This is a genomic window from Cellulomonas fimi ATCC 484, from assembly GCF_000212695.1.
Taxonomy (GTDB): domain Bacteria; phylum Actinomycetota; class Actinomycetes; order Actinomycetales; family Cellulomonadaceae; genus Cellulomonas; species Cellulomonas fimi.
This window is the reverse complement of record NC_015514.1, coordinates 1,382,969-1,396,586: the sequence shown is the minus strand read 5'-3', so window position 1 is coordinate 1,396,586 and position 13,618 is coordinate 1,382,969. Positions and strand designations below refer to the sequence as shown.

Annotated in this window: 13 protein-coding genes; 3 read left to right on the top strand and 10 right to left on the bottom strand. The window is 74.1% G+C overall.

Annotation, left to right across the window (positions count from 1 at the left end; all coding sequences use genetic code 11):
* Positions 1 to 22 precede the first annotated feature (22 nt).
* Together CELF_RS06445 and CELF_RS06440 are read left to right on the top strand one after the other, a co-directional pair.
* Complete coding sequence (locus CELF_RS06445) at positions 23 to 1,294, top strand: Glu/Leu/Phe/Val family dehydrogenase (RefSeq protein WP_013770445.1); 1,272 nt, start codon at positions 23 to 25, stop codon at positions 1,292 to 1,294.
* A 37-nt stretch (positions 1,295 to 1,331) separates the two neighbouring features.
* Positions 1,332 to 2,369, top strand: coding sequence for an LLM class flavin-dependent oxidoreductase (locus CELF_RS06440; protein ID WP_232014315.1), 1,038 nt, complete (start codon positions 1,332 to 1,334; stop codon positions 2,367 to 2,369).
* A gap of 35 nt (positions 2,370 to 2,404) precedes the next feature.
* Here the strand turns inward: CELF_RS06440 and CELF_RS19450 are convergent, their stop codons facing one another.
* The 8 genes from CELF_RS19450 to CELF_RS06400 form a co-directional block, all read right to left on the bottom strand.
* Entirely contained in the window at positions 2,405 to 2,764 is a 360-nt protein-coding gene (locus CELF_RS19450; protein ID WP_013770443.1) for an META domain-containing protein, read from the bottom strand.
* A 63-nt stretch (positions 2,765 to 2,827) separates the two neighbouring features.
* Entirely contained in the window at positions 2,828 to 3,529 is a 702-nt protein-coding gene (gene hemQ, locus CELF_RS06430; RefSeq protein WP_013770442.1) for a hydrogen peroxide-dependent heme synthase, read from the bottom strand.
* 52 nt (positions 3,530 to 3,581) lie between these two features.
* Positions 3,582 to 4,808: a ferrochelatase gene (locus tag CELF_RS06425; RefSeq protein WP_376698490.1), complete on the bottom strand. Its 1,227-nt coding sequence runs from the start codon at positions 4,806 to 4,808 to the stop codon at positions 3,582 to 3,584.
* A 104-nt stretch (positions 4,809 to 4,912) separates the two neighbouring features.
* Positions 4,913 to 5,896, bottom strand: a complete 984-nt coding sequence (locus CELF_RS06420) for a carbohydrate ABC transporter permease (RefSeq protein ID WP_013770440.1) — start codon at positions 5,894 to 5,896, stop codon at positions 4,913 to 4,915.
* Positions 5,893 to 6,846, bottom strand: coding sequence for a carbohydrate ABC transporter permease (locus CELF_RS06415; RefSeq protein WP_013770439.1), 954 nt, complete (start codon positions 6,844 to 6,846; stop codon positions 5,893 to 5,895). Before CELF_RS06415 ends, CELF_RS06420 begins: the two co-directional genes overlap by 4 nt.
* Before the next feature lie 87 nt (positions 6,847 to 6,933).
* Complete coding sequence (locus CELF_RS06410; protein ID WP_013770438.1) at positions 6,934 to 8,310, bottom strand: ABC transporter substrate-binding protein; 1,377 nt, start codon at positions 8,308 to 8,310, stop codon at positions 6,934 to 6,936.
* A 106-nt stretch (positions 8,311 to 8,416) separates the two neighbouring features.
* On the bottom strand, positions 8,417 to 10,066 hold the full coding sequence (locus tag CELF_RS06405) for a glycoside hydrolase family 13 protein (RefSeq protein ID WP_013770437.1): 1,650 nt from the start codon (positions 10,064 to 10,066) through the stop codon (positions 8,417 to 8,419).
* 210 nt (positions 10,067 to 10,276) lie between these two features.
* Complete coding sequence (locus CELF_RS06400; protein WP_013770436.1) at positions 10,277 to 11,299, bottom strand: LacI family DNA-binding transcriptional regulator; 1,023 nt, start codon at positions 11,297 to 11,299, stop codon at positions 10,277 to 10,279.
* Positions 11,300 to 11,495: 196 nt separating this feature from the next.
* On the opposite strand from CELF_RS06400, the gene CELF_RS06395 reads away from it, so the two are divergent.
* Positions 11,496 to 12,374 (top strand): serine/threonine-protein kinase, encoded by an 879-nt coding sequence (locus tag CELF_RS06395; protein WP_013770435.1) that lies wholly within the window; start codon positions 11,496 to 11,498, stop codon positions 12,372 to 12,374.
* Between the two features lie 57 nt (positions 12,375 to 12,431).
* On the opposite strand, the gene CELF_RS06390 is transcribed toward CELF_RS06395, so the two are convergent.
* Together CELF_RS06390 and CELF_RS06385 are read right to left on the bottom strand one after the other, a co-directional pair.
* Positions 12,432 to 12,929 carry a flavodoxin domain-containing protein gene (locus CELF_RS06390; RefSeq protein WP_013770434.1) on the bottom strand — a complete coding sequence of 166 codons (498 nt, stop codon included), beginning with the start codon at positions 12,927 to 12,929 and terminating at the stop codon, positions 12,432 to 12,434.
* Between the two features lie 95 nt (positions 12,930 to 13,024).
* Positions 13,025 to 13,516 carry a MarR family winged helix-turn-helix transcriptional regulator gene (locus CELF_RS06385; protein ID WP_013770433.1) on the bottom strand — a complete coding sequence of 164 codons (492 nt, stop codon included), beginning with the start codon at positions 13,514 to 13,516 and terminating at the stop codon, positions 13,025 to 13,027.
* Positions 13,517 to 13,618 lie beyond the last annotated feature (102 nt).

The following is a 13,618-nucleotide window of genomic DNA, read 5'->3' as shown; positions in this document are numbered from 1 at the left end:
CGAGCGGTGGCAAGGTGAGGGCGTGACCGACCTGGCAGCGCAGCCCCGTCCGCAGTCCTCCCCGCTCGTCACCGCGCAGGCGCAGCTCGCCGACGCCGTCGCCATCCTCGGCTACGACCACGGCCTGCACCGCATGCTCGCGACACCACGTCGCGAGATGAACGTCGCCGTCCCGCTGCGGCGGGACACGGGCGAGATCGTGCTGTTCACGGGGTACCGCGTGCAGCACAACATCTCGCGCGGGCCGGGCAAGGGCGGGCTGCGGTACTCGTCGTCCGTCGACATCGACGAGGTCCGCGCGCTGGCGATGTGGATGACGTGGAAGTGCGCCGTGGTCGACGTGCCGTACGGCGGCGCGAAGGGCGGTGTCACGATCGACCCGCGCCTGTACTCCCCGGCGGAGCTCGAGCGCGTGACCCGCCGCTACACGAGCGAGATCATGCCGATCATCGGCCCCGAGCGGGACATCATGGCCCCGGACATCGGCACCAACGAGCAGACGATGGCCTGGGTCATGGACACCTACTCGGTGAACCTCGGCTACACGATCCCCGCGGTGACCACGGGCAAGCCGCTCACCGTCGGCGGCTCGCTGGGGCGTCCGACGGCGACGTCGCGCGGCGTGGTGCACGCGGCCGAGGCGGCGCTCGGCGACGCGGGCGTGCGGCTCGACGAGGTGTCCGTCGCGGTGCAGGGGTTCGGCAAGGTCGGTGCGCCGGCCGCGCGGATCTTCGCCGAGTCCGGCGCGCGCGTGGTCGCGGTGAGCGACGAGCACGGCGGCGTGCACAACCCCGACGGTCTCGACGTGTCGGCCCTGCTGCGGCACGTGCACGCGGGCGGCCCGGTCCACGAGTTCCCCGGCGGTGCGGCCGTCGACAACGTCGCGCTGCTCGGCCTCGACGTCGACGTGCTCGTCCCGGCGGCGGTCGAGGGCGTGCTCGACGCCGACACGGCGCGGCAGGTCAAGGCACGCTGGGTCGTCGAGGCGGCGAACGGCCCGACGACGCCCGAGGGCGACGAGGTCCTCGCGGAGCGTGGCGTCGTCGTGGTGCCGGACATCCTCGCCAACGCGGGCGGGGTCGTCGTGTCGTACTTCGAGTGGGTGCAGGCGAACCAGGCGTACTGGTGGACGGAGCACGAGATCGCGGAGCGTCTCGAGCACCGGATGCTCGCGTCCTACCGCTCGGTCGCGGCGGTCGCGCAGGCCGAGGGCATCTCGATGCGCGACGCGGCCCTGACGATCGGCGTCCGCCGCGTCGCGGAGGCGCACCTGATCCGCGGGCTGTACCCCTGACGGGATGACCTGGGCGGCACGGCGCGTTGCCCCCGACGTGACCGTCTCCCTCTCCGTCCTCGACACCGCACCCCTGAGCGCGGGCCAGACCAGCGGCGACGCGCTCGCCGCCACGACCCGGCTGGCCCGCGCCGCCGACGACCTGGGCTACCGCCGGTTCTGGGTCGCCGAGCACCACGCGATGCCGATGGTCGCGTCGACGGCCCCCGGGGTGTTCGCGGCGCACCTGCTCGCGGCGACGCGCCGCATCCGGGTCGGGTCCGGCGGCGTCATGCTGCCCAACCACCCGGCGCTCGTCGTCGCGGAGCAGTTCGCGATGCTCGAGGCCCTGCACCCCGGACGCGTCGACCTGGGCCTCGGCCGGGCGCCCGGTGCCGACCCCGCGACCGCCGCGGCGCTGCGCCGCACGGTGGACGGCCTCGGCGCCGACGACTTCCCGACCGAGCTGGTCGACGTGCTCGCGCTGCTGGGCGTGCGGCTCGCGGCGGCGCCGTCCGCGGGGGCCCGCCGGCTCACGGCGACACCGGTCGCGACGTCGAGCCCCGAGCCGTGGCTGCTCGGGTCGAGCCTGTTCTCCGCGCAGCTCGCAGGCGAGCTCGGGCTGCCCTACTCCTACGCGCACCACTTCTCGACGGGCCGCACGACGCAGGCCGCCGAGACCTACCGCCGCGCGTTCCGCCCCTCCCCCGTCCTCGACGCGCCGCGGCTCATGGTGTCCGCGTCGGTGCTCGTCGCCGACACCGAGCAGGAGGCTCGGCACCTCGCCGGACCCAGCCGGGTCATGACGCTCGCGCTGCGCACGGGACGGCCGCTCGCCCCCGTCCTGACGCCCGACGACGCGGCCCGTGCGCTCGCGGACCTCGACCCGCGGGCCGCGGAGGACTTCTTCGCGCAGTCGCCGGGCACGCAGGTCGCGACCACGCCGGACCGCGCCGTGGCCGAGCTGTCGGCGCTCGTGGAGCGCACGGGGGCAGACGAGCTCATGGTCACCGGCACGGCGTTCGACGTCGCCGACCGCGTCCGCACGCTGCACGCGCTGGCCGACCGCTGGCCGGGCACGACCGCGGCCGCCTGACACGAGGGCGGCGGGTGCCGCGACGACCGGAGGTGTCAGGTCGCAGGCTCTCCTGCCGCCGGGTCGGCGACCAGGGTCGCGGCCACGGTGCCGCCGTCGGCGAGCTCCAGCCGGTCGCCGTCGACGCGCACGCGCAGCCGGCGCCCCAGGAGGTCGAGGACCTGCCGCTCGCACGCCATGGCGTCGTCCGGCCCGGCCATGAGCGTGGAGACGACGGGCCCGAAGCCGAGCTCGTCGCCGTCGAGCTCCCACGTGCCGCGCACGCGGTTGACGCCCGCGAGCCCGTACACCTGGCCGTCGCCGTCGAACGTGAGCCAGGGCGCGTACCGGACCTGCGCCGGCAGCCCGGCGCCGCCGAGCGTCTCGAACCGCCACGTGCCCGTGAGGTGGACCATGCCCCGATCATGGCACCGGCGCCCCCGCCGCAGGCAGGGGGCGCCGGTGGGGTGCGGGCTGCGTCAGCCGCGCGGCTGCTTGTCCGCCCACGCCTCGAGCGTGGTGCGCGGGCCGGTGTAGAACGGCACCTCCTCGCGCACGTGCAGGCGGGCGTCGGTGGCGCGCAGGTCGCGCATGAGGTCGACGATGCGGTGCAGCTCGCCCGCCTCGAACGCGAGGATCCACTCGTAGTCGCCGAGCGCGAACGCCGACACCGTGTTCGCGCGCACGTCGGCGTAGTCGCGTGCCGCCTGCCCGTGCTCGACGAGCATGCGACGACGGTCGTCCTCGGGGAGCACGTACCAGTCGTACGAGCGGACGAACGGGTAGACGCACACGTAGTCGCCCGGGTCCTCGCCCGCGAGGAAGGCGGGGACGTGCCCGCGGTTGAACTCGGCGGGACGGTGCAGGCCCACGACGGACCACACCGGCAGCAGGTGCCGCCCGAGGTCGCTCGCCCGCAGTCGCTGGTAGGCGCCCTGCACCTCCTCGACCGTCTCGGCGTGCCACCAGACCATGAGGTCGGCGTCGGCGCGCAGGCCGGCCACGTCGTACCAGCCGCGCACGACGAGGCCGTCGGCGCGCACGGCGTCCTGGGCCGCGGCGACGAGCTGCGCCCGCTCGCCGTCGTCCTCGGGGAGCACCTCCTCGAGGGCGAAGACCGTCCACATCGTGTAGCGGACGGTGGCGTTGATCGCCTCGGTGTCGGGCGTGGGGTGGCTCACGTGCGTCCTTCCGGAGGGGTGCGCTGCGGGGTGGGTGCCGGCGACGACCGGCTCAGGACCAGGGGTCGGTGGAACAGGCGGCGGGGATGCCGGACGCGACGCCGGCGCGCTGCCGGCAGCAGCCGGGGCGGCAGACGTCCCGCCACGGCGGGAGGTCCCCGACGGCCGCGCCCTCGGCGGTGCTCGCGTCGGCGGTGCCCGCGTCCAGCGCCCGGGCCAGCGCGGCCCGCTCGAGCACGAGGTCGACGAGCCCGCGGACGAACGGCTCCCGCGTGCCGACGCTGTCGGCCCGCACGGCGGTCAGGCCCAGCTCGGCGGCGGTCTCGAGCGCCTCGGTGTCGAGGTCGAACGCGACCTCCATGTGGTCGGAGATGAACCCGATGGGCGACAGGACGACCGACGTCACGCCCTGCTCCGCGAGCGCGCGCAGGTGGTCGTTGACGTCCGGCTCGAGCCACGGCTGGCTCGGGGGGCCCGACCGCGAGCAGTACGCGAGGTCCCACGCCACGTCGCGCCCGAGACGCTCCGAGACGGCGGCGGCGACGGTCGCGGCGACGTCGAGGTGCTGCGCGCTGTAGGCGGCGCCGCTCACCGCGGACGCCTCCTCCATGGTGTCGGGGATCGAGTGCGTGACGAACACGAGCCGCGCCTGCGCGGCGGCGTCGGCGGCGAGCCCGGCGTAGGCCTCGGCGACCGCGTCGACGTTGGCCTGAACGAACCCCGGGTGGTTGAAGTAGGGCCGCACCTTGTCGGCGGCCAGCGGGTGCGTGCCCTCCGCGAGCCCGAGGTCGCCGCCCAGCTCGTCGAGCGAGGCCCAGAGGTTCTCGCGGTACTGCCGGCAGCCGGAGTACGACGCGTAGGCGCTGGTCACGAGCGCGACGATCCGGCGGGCGCCGTCGGCGTGGGCGGCCGCGAGCGCGTCGCGCGTGTACGGCTCCCAGTTGCGGTTGCCCCACAGCACGGGCAGGTCGAGGCCGCGGCGGGCCAGCTCGTCCTGCAGCGCCTTCTGCAGCGCGAGGTTCTGGGCGTTGATCGGGCTGGCGCCGCCGAAGTGGTGGTAGTGCTCGGCGACCTCGGCGAGCCGCTCGTCGGGGATCCCCTTGCCCGCGGTGACGTTCCGCAGGAACGGCATCACGTCGTCGGGGCCGTTGGGCCCGCCGAACGAGAACAGCAGCAGCGCGTCGTACGGCGCGACGGGGTTCTCGGCGTCGGCGGGGCGGGGGCTGTCGGCGGGACCGGCAGCGGGCGCGGGGGTGCTCAGCGGGGTGTCGGGGGCCACCGTCCGATCATCGCACCGCACGCACGGACGGTCCCTCCCGAGTCGAGCCGCCCTCGCCGTGACGTTGACCCGACACGTTGTCAGAAACCTGCGGGCGCCGGGGCTCAGCCCTTGACCGCCCCGCCGAGGCCCGCGCCGCGCAGGAACATGCGCTGGAACACGAGGAACATCGCGACCGGGATGAGCGTCGAGATCGCGAGCGCCGCCATGAGCGTGCCCTTGTCCACGTTCGCCATCGACTGCAGGTAGACCGACAGCGGCTTGACGGCGTCGGACTTCAGGACGAGGAAGGGCCACAGGAAGTCCTTCCACGACGCGATCACCGCGAACACCGACACGACGCCGACGATCGGCCTGCTCATCGGCAGGACGATGCTGCGGAACAGCCGGAACGGTCCGGCGCCGTCCATGCGCGCGGCCTCGAAGATCTCGCGCGGCAGCGAGTCGAAGAACCGGGCGACGAGCACGACGTTGAACGCGCTCGCACCGGCGGGCAGCCACACCGCGAGGTAGCTGTTGATGAGGCTCGGCCCGATCGGCGGGTCGACGACGATCTTGTACAGCGGAACGAGCAGCACGACGGCCGGGACGAACAGCGTGGCCAGCACCGCCCAGTGGAGCGCCCGAGCCCACGCGGGCCGCAGCACCGACAGCACGTACCCGCCGGTCGTCGCGACGAGCACCTGCACGAACCACGACCCCACGGCGACCCACACGGTGTTCAGGAAGAACTGGCCGATGTGGTACCTCGTCCACGCCATCTCGACGTTGTGCGTCGTCGCGCCGTTCGGGAAGAACGCGAGCGGCGTGCTCTGGATGTCCTGCGTCGGCGTGAACGCGAACTTGCCGAGCAGCAGGAGCGGGCCGAGGCACCACACGACGAGCAGCACGAGCAGCACCAGGTGCATCGAGCGCCAGGTGTGCTTGACGAGCGGGCGGCGCCAGTCCGCGGTGGACAGGGCGCCGCGCTCGCCGGAGTCGATCACGAGCCGCCGGCGACGGCGCCGCACGCGCGCGTCGACGTCGCCCGGCACGGCGGGCGCGGGCTGCGTCGTGCGCAGCGAGGACGGGGTCTGCACGGTGGTCACGACTGGCTCCAGCTGCGGGTCAGGCGGAAGTAGACGAGCGACATCACGGCGAGGAACGCGGCGAGGAGCAGGCTGAGCGCCGTCGCCTCGCCGAAGCTGTTGCCGATGGACGTGAACGCGAGCTGGTAGACCCACAACATCACGGTGAGCGTCGCGTGGTTCGGGCCGCCGTTGGTGAACAGGAACGGTTCGAGGAACACCTGCGCGGTGCCGATGACCTGCAGGATCAGCGTGATGAACAGGACTCCGCGCAGGTGCGGCATCGTCACGTGCCACACCTTGCGCCACACCGACGCGCCGTCGACCTCGGCCGCGTCGTAGAGCTCCGACGGCACCCCGATCAGCGCGGCGAGGTAGATGATCACCGTCCCGCCGGCCGCGGCCCACGTGGCCTCGAGCACGAGCGCCGGCATCGCCATCGCCTGGTCGTTGAGCCACGAGTACGGGCCCAGCCCCACGGCCCCGAGGATCGTGTTGAACACGCCCTCCGGCCGCGGGTCGTAGAAGAACTTCCACAGCAGCACCGCGACGACGGGCGGCACGACGACCGGCAGGTACGCGAGCACGGAGTACAGGCCCTTGCGCCGTCGCAGCTCGCTCATGAGCACGGCGCCCACCAGCGGGACCGGGTAGCCGAAGACGAGCGCCAGCAGCGCGAACCATGCGGTGTTCCGGACGACCGTGGGCAGCAGCGGGTCGGCGAAGATCGTCAGGAAGTTCTCGAGCCCGACGAAGGTCGGCGGGTCGATGAGGTTCGTCTCCTGGACGCTCATGACGACGGCCTGCACGATCGGCCACCACGAGAAGATGCCGAACACCAGCAGCAGCGGCAGGGCGAGGACGAGCGAGGACAGGCCGCCGCGGCGCACCCACGTCGCGGGCGTGCGGGCTCGCTCACGGCGCGCGAGGGCGGGGGGTCGGTCGGTGCGGACGGCGTCGGCCGTGGTCATGGGGTGCTTCCTGTCGGTCCGAGGGCCAGGGCAGGGGCGGACGCCGGGCGGGCGGGCAGGGGGGGCCGCCCGTCCGGCGTCCGCGGCTCAGCCGTCGATGGCCTGCTGCGCGGCCTCGTTCGCGGTGGCGAGCAGCGCGTCGACGTCCGCGTCCTCGTCGGAGATCACGGCCTGCACGACCGGGAACAGCTGCGCGTACAGGTCCTGCACCGCCGCCGACGCCTCGGGCACGAGCTCCTGGTCGAACATGACGTCCGTGTAGCCGGTCATGTCCTCGAGCGGGACGTTGACGTAGTCCGCGACCCACTCGAGCGACTGCTCGTAGTTCTCCTTCGAGAAGATCGGCAGCACGGGCGTGCCCACGGCCTGCGCCGGGTCGGCCTCGGCCCGCGTCCTCGCGTCGGCGACCGCCTGGTCCTGGTCCTGCAGCTTGCTCAGGTACCACCAGTCGATCCACTTCACGGCGGCGTCCTTCTGCTCGTCCGTCGACTGCTTCGTGACGGCGGCCATGGTGCCGCCGGTGAGCGCGCCGCCGTCGCCCGACGTCGGGATCGCGGTCAGGCCGTAGCCCCAGTCGGCCGTGACGCCGTTGGCCTCGACGAGCGAGTTGTAGACGTCGGAGCCCGAGGTGTACATCGCGAGGTTGCCCGCCGCGAACTCGGTGTTGATGTCGCCCCAGCCGAGGTCGGTGCGGTCGAGCAGCGAGCCGTCCTCCCACTTGAGGTCGTGCAGCCACTGCAGGTGCTCCGCGACCGCGGGGTCGTCGAGCGTCGCGGTGTACTGCTCGCCGTCGAACGTCTCGATGACGCCCCCGCGCGAGTTCGCGCCCGCGGCGAGCTGCCAGCCGCCCGCGTTGTCGAGCGCCATGGTCGCGTAGCCCGCGACGCCCGTGGCGTCGTGGATCTGCTTGGCGTACTCGCGGACCTCGTCCCACGTGGTCGGGGGCTGGTCGGGGTCCAGGCCCGCCTGCTCGAAGAGGTTGCGGTTGTAGTGCAGCGCGACCGCGTAGATCGACTTGGCCGGGACGGCGTAGACCTTGCCGTCGTCACCCGTGCCGTTCGCGAGCAGCGCCTCGTTGAAGTCGTCGCCGTAGGGCAGCGCCCGGACCTGCGCGTCGATGTCGGCGAGCTGGCCGTTCTCGATGAGCGTCTTGCCGTCGGTCAGCGGGATCTCGAAGACGTTGGGCAGCGTGCCGCCCGCGAGCTGCGTCGTGAACGTCGACGCCTTCCACTCGTAGTCCTCGGTCTCGACGTCGATGTCGGGGTGCTCCTCCTCGAACGCGGCGACCCGCTCGGCGAGCTGTTCCTTGGCCGCGTCGTCGGCGGTGGGCAGCAGGCCGGCGACGGTGATCTTCACCTTGCCGCCCTCGCCCGTGCCGTCGGCGTCGTCGCTGCTGCACGAGGCGAGCAGCCCGATCGAGAGCACACCGGCCACGGCCAGTGCGGTGGTGCGCGAGGACCTCATCGTCACTCCTTCGGGAAGCGGTCGCCGGTGCGGCCGCGGGCGGGGACTGCGGTGTGCGGTCGGGCGGTTCCGGGGTGGACCCGCCCGGGTGGTGGGGAGGTGCAGGTCAGGTGCGCAGCCACGCGGCGGTGTCGCGCGGCAGGAGGCCGTCCTCGAGCGGGTCGCTCGTCAGCAGGACGTCGGTGTGGGCGGGCAGCCGTACGGGGTCGGCGCCGAGGTTCACGACGCACGTGACGTCGCCGCGGGCGAACGCGAGCACCTCGGGCGCCGTGTCGACCCAGGTGAGCGTCCCGTCGCCGAGCGCGGGCTCCGCGCGGCGCAGGGCGAGCGCGGCGCGGTAGAGGCGGAGCGTCGACGACGGGTCGGCCTCCTGCGCCGCGACCGTCAGGCCGGCCCAGTCCGCGGGCTGCGGCAGCCACGTCGGCCGCGCCGGCGCTCCGTCGGCGCGGGGGTCGCTGAACCCGTACGGGGCGGCGGTGCCCGACCACGGCAGCGGCACCCGGCACCCGTCCCGGCCGGGGTCCGTGCCCCCGGACCGGACGTGCATGGGGTCCTGCAGGACGTCGAGCGGCAGGTCCTCGACCTCGGGCAGGCCGAGCTCGTCGCCCTGGTAGACGTACAACGACCCGGGCAGCGCGGCCGTGAGCAGCGCGGCGGCACGTGCGCGGCGCCGGCCGACGGCGAGGTCCGTGGGCGTCCCGAACCGCTTGGCGGCGAACGAGAAGCGGGTGTCGGCGCGGCCGTACCGCGTGACGGGGCGCGTGACGTCGTGGTTGGACAGCACCCACGTCGCGGGGGCGCCGACCGGCTCGTGCGCGGCGAGCGTCGCGTCGACGGACGCCCGCAGCTCCCGCGCGTCCCAGGGGCGGGCCATGAAGTCGAAGTTGAAGGCCGTGTGCATCTCGTCGGGCCTCAGGTACCGGGCGAACCGCGCCGTGTCCTCGAGCCACACCTCACCGACGAGCACGCGCGTGCCCGGGTAGGAGTCCGCGACCGCGCGCCACGACCGGTAGACGTCGTGGATCTCGTCGCGGTCCAGGTGGGGGTGCTCCCCCGGCCCCGGCCGCTCGGGCACCTCGGGCAGGTCGTGGTCCTTGACGAGCAGCGCGGCGGAGTCGATGCGGATGCCCCCGACGCCGCGGTCGAACCAGAACCGCAGGACGTCCTCGAGCTCGGCGCGCACGTCGGGGTGCGACCAGTTGAGGTCGGGCTGCTGCGGCGCGAACAGGTGCAGGTACCACTCGCCGGGCGTCCCGTCGGCGTCGGTCGTCCGGGTCCACGTGCTGCCCTGGAACGACGAGACCCACTGCGTCGGCATGACCTCGCCGTGCTCGCCCTTGCCGGGGTGGAACCAGAACCGGGCACGCTCCGGGCTGCCCGGCCCGGCCGCGAGCGCGGCACGGAACCACGCGTGCTCCTGCGACACGTGGTTCGGGACGACGTCGACGATCGTGCGGATCCCGAGCGCGAGCGCCTCGGCGATCGTCTCCTCGGCCTCGGCGAGCGTGCCGAACGCGGGGTCGATCGCGCGGTAGTCGGCGACGTCGTAGCCGCCGTCGGCGAGCGGCGAGCGGTACCAGGGCGTGACCCAGATCGCGTCGACGCCCAGGTCGCGCAGGTACGGCAGGCGCTGCCGGAGGCCCGCGAGGTCGCCCGTGCCGTCGCCGTCGCCGTCGGCGAAGCTGCGCGGGTACACCTGGTAGATGACCGCGTCCCGCCACCAGGTCGGGTCGGTCGGCGGCTGCGCCTGCGTCACGGGGTCTCGTCTCTCGCGCTCCGCTCCCGGCAGCGTCGCCGGGAGGTGCGGGCGCCGAGGCGCTCGCGATGGACGGGACACTAAAGCGCCGAGCAGGATCGACGCAAGAACTCGACAGCCGCGTTACCGAAACGTGATCGCAGCGCGCGTGAAACGACCCCACCCCTCGGTGGGGCGGGGTCGTCGGCGGACCGGGTGGTGCGGCGCGGGTCAGGTCCTCCGCGCAGCGGCGGGCGCGGGCGCCGTCGACCCGCGCACCACGAGCTCGGGCTCGAACAGCAGCTCGTCCTGCGGCACGGCCGCGCCGTTGATCTGGCTCACCAGGAGGTCGATCGCCGCGCGTCCCATCGGCTCGATGGGCTGGCGCACGGTCGTCAGCGGCGGCTCCGTGCAGTTCATGAACGCCGAGTCGTCATAGCCGACGACGGACACGTCGTCGGGGACGCGCAGGCCGGCGCGGCGCGCCGCGCGGATCGCCCCGAGCGCCAGCGGGTCGCTCGCGCACACGATGCCCGTGACCCCCTCCCGCAGCAGCCGTCTCGCGGCGGCCTGGCCGCTCTCGAGCGAGTACGCCGAGCGCACGACCTGATGCGCACCGAGCTCGATCCCGAGCCGCCCCGCGACCGCGCGCGCCGCCTGCAGCTTGCGCTCGGACGGCACGTGGTCCACCGGACCCAGGACGAGCCCGACGCGCGTGTGGCCGAGCGCCACCAGGTGCCCGACGGCCTGCTCGATCGCGACCTCGTCGTCGCAGGACACGCGCGGGAAGGGCAGCTCGTCGATCGAGGCGTTGATGAGCACGACCGGCAGCTGGCGGCTCGTCAGACGCGCGTAGTGCCCGTGGGTCGCGTCGCGCTGGGCGTAGTGCCCGCCCGCGAACACGATGCCCGAGACCTGCTGGCCGAGCAGCAGCTCGACGTAGTCGGCCTCCGAGACGCCGCCGGCGGTCTGCGTGCACAGCACCGGGGTGAACCCCTGCTGCGCGAGGGCGCCGCCGACGACCTCGGCGAACGCGGGGAAGATCGGGTTCTGCAGCTCGGGCAGCACGAGCCCGACGAGCCGGGCGCGCTCGCCGCGCAGCTTGGTCGGCCGCTCGTAGCCGAGGACGTCGAGCGCCGTGAGCACGGCCTCGCGCGTCTGCTCGGACACGCCCGGCTTCCCGTTGAGCACGCGGCTCACGGTCGCCTCCGAGACGCCGACCTTGCGTGCCACCTCTGCGAGCCGTCGCGACATGACTGCATGCTACGTCGACTCGACGCAAGCGGCTTGCACGATCGCGCAAGCGATCGACGCACGTGGGGATCACGATCCGGTGAAGACGCCCGCTCCGCGTGCGACGACCCGCGCGGGCTCCTACCGTCGATCGAGCGGTCATCCGCACCGCCGTCCCGCGCCACACCCCGACGACGCCGACCGAAGGACCCGCCCCGTGCCCCTGACCGACCTCAGCGCCCCCGCCGGCGCCGTGCTCGGGCGGCGCTACCGGCTGGACGACGCGCTCGGCTCGGGCGGCTCGGGCGCCGTGTACCGCGCCACGGACCTGCGGCTGGACCGCCGCGTCGCGGTCAAGGTCTTCGACCTGGGCGCGGCGGACGGCGAGGAGATCCGCCGCTACGCCGCCGAGGCGCGGGTCCTCGCGGGCCTCGCGCACCCGCACCTCGTCGCGCTGCTCGACGTCGGCGCCGACCAGCTCACGGGCGTGGGCCCCGTCGCGTTCCTCGTCATGGAGCTCGTCGAGGGGCGCACCCTGCGCGACGTCGTCGCCGACGGCCCCCTGCCGCGCGGGCTCGTCGCGGACGTCGGACGCCAGCTCGCGCTCGGGCTCGGCCACGCGCACGGCGCGGGCGTGGTGCACCGGGACGTCAAGCCGTCGAACGTGCTCGTCGCCGAGCGCCCGTCCTCCCCCGGCGGCCGGTTCGACTCGCCGTGGCTGCCGGTCGTGCTCGCGGACTTCGGCATCGCGGTGAGCACGTCGTCGACCGCGTCGCGGACGCAGCCGTCGTCGGGCACCGCGAGCTACCAGAGCCCGGAGCAGGCCCTGGGCCGCGAGGTGGGCCCGGCCACGGACGTGTACTCGCTCGGACTCGTGCTGCTCGAGTGCCTGACGGGGCACCGCGTCTACCCCGGGGACCCGCTCACGGCCTCCCTCGCACGACTGCTGCGGCCCGTCGAGGTGCCGTCCGACCTCGGCCGCGACTGGGAGCTCCTGCTCGCCGCGATGACCGCGGGCGACCCTGCCGACCGGCCGACGCCCGCCGCGGTCGCCGCCGAGCTGCGCGCGCTGCGCGCCCTCGACCCGCCCTCCTGACCGGCCCGGACCGACCGGCACCGGAGGGTGCCGACCGGAACGGCCACGGCGGGGCCGTCAGGCGGGTACGGGCGCCAGCGCGTCCGCGATCTGCTCCGCCCAGCGGGCGACCGCGGTCATGTCGCGGTGGTCGCCCTCGCGGGCCCGCGCGGCCGAGATCGTCGCGCGCTCCGTGAAGGACAGGACCGACCGGTCGAGCCGGCCGTGGAAGCTGCGGTGCCCGCGGGCACCGATGCGCTCGACCAGGTCACGGATCTCGTGCGGCGAGTTCGCCGACGCCGCCGGCTGCGTGGCCAGCCCGGACGACAGGAGCCACACCGGGCGCTCCGCGAGCTGTGCGCCGAGCCGGTCCGCGAGGTCGCGTGCCGCCGGCATCCAGTGCGCGACGTACACCGCCGAGCCGAGCACGACGGCGTCGAACCCGGTCAGGTCCGTCACGTCCTCCGGGGCCCGCAGCTCCGCGTCGTGGCCGCGCTCGCGCAGGGTGCTCGCGACGACCTCGCCGATGCCCCAGGTGCCCCCGTGCCGCGAGGCGATCGTCACCAGGATCCGCATGCCCGCTCCTCCCTGTCGCCGCCCGCCCCTCGGACGACTTGTCCATCGTGTCCCGTGGGAGGCTCCGACGGATGGGCCCGAGGTCCCGCGGCCGTTCAGGAGGGGTCGGGGATGTCCGCCTGGGCGGCGCGGAGCTTGTCCGTGAGCAGGCGCAACGCGGCCAGCTCCTCGGCGTCGAGGGCCCCGCCGACGAGCCGGCGGATCGAGCGGACGTGCCGGCGCCCGATGTCGCGTTGGACACGTTGCCCCTCGGGCGTGAGGGTCACCGCGACGCCCCGCGCGTCGCCCACGACGGGACCGCGCGAGACCAGGCCGGCGGCCTCGAGGCGCTCTACCATGCGCGACAGGCTGGGCTGCGTCAGGAGGCTGCCCTCGCCGAGCTCCTTGATCCGCGCGGTCAGGCCGGGGCAGCGGGACAGCGTGAACAGCACGTCGTACTCGCGGATGGTCAGCGGGTCCCACACGTCGTCGCGCTGGAACCGTCGCATGAGCGCGACCTGGGCACGGAACAGCGACTCCCACGCCTCGGCAGCCTCGCGCGTGGTGGCCTCGCGGGTGCCCGTGGCGCCCGCCGTGCCCTCGACCATCGGCTCCCCCTCGGTTGGCTGTCGAAACAGCGACGGTATCGAAACTGCAGGCCAGGGCGGGCCGAAATGATTCAGCACCTCCCGCGGACGGGCCCCCACGTC